1 protein-coding gene is annotated in these 717 nt (G+C 68.5%); it reads right to left on the bottom strand.

Annotated elements, in window-relative coordinates; genetic code table 11:
* Window positions 1-653, bottom strand: a 653-nt coding sequence (locus tag GSY69_RS13830; protein ID WP_160954401.1) for an IS30 family transposase, incomplete at its 3' end; no start/stop codon positions are given.
* Between the last annotated feature and the right edge of the window lie 64 nt (window positions 654-717).

The following is a 717-nucleotide window of genomic DNA, read 5'->3' as shown; positions in this document are numbered from 1 at the left end:
GCCAGCAGCCCGGTGAACCCGCTCATCCGCTCCACCAGCGTCGCCGCGCACGAGGTGCCGTTCTTCCCGATGATCAGGTCACCCTCCCAGTGCCCCGGCACCCGACGCTGGGCGGCGTCCTCACCTCGCTCCGCGATCGGGACCATACCTACGATTGGGCCACCGCGCGTCCGCCCGGTCGTACGTGGTCGGCGCTTGGTCCGCTTGGACTGCAGGAAGATGCCCTTGCGGGCGAGCTCACCCTTCGGGATTGCGTAGATGTACTGGTAGATAGCCTCACCGGAGACGGTTCGGCCGCGTGCGTCAGGAGAGTTCGCCATGCGTTCAACGGTCGGGTCTGCGGCCTCCAGACGCAACCGGCCCGCTATCTCGTTCGGCGTCCACGACGCGGCCAGATCCGCCTCCACCCTCGCCTGCAGCACCGGATCCCCCGCGACCTTCCGCAGCTGCGGGCGAGCCCGCCGACGCTGCGCTCTGACGTCTGCGGTCACGGCCTGGTAGCCGCGGGTCTTCGTCGAGTTCCGGTGAAGCTCCCGCAAGATCACCGACGGGCAACGCCCCAGGTGACGGGCGATCCTCCGCACCGACCAGCCCGCTTTCGAGGCCGTCGAGATCTCCGACCTGTCACTGAACGACAACCCCACCCGCGCCATCCGCACACTCCACCGATCAGACCCCCGCCGACCGGGAGTGTTGCTTCGACGCTATGACACCACC

It is taken from the genome of Brevibacterium rongguiense, from assembly GCF_009857845.1.
GTDB lineage: Bacteria > Actinomycetota > Actinomycetes > Actinomycetales > Brevibacteriaceae > Brevibacterium > Brevibacterium rongguiense.
The sequence above is the reverse complement of the archived record's forward strand: the minus strand, read 5'-3'. Positions and strand labels throughout refer to the sequence as shown.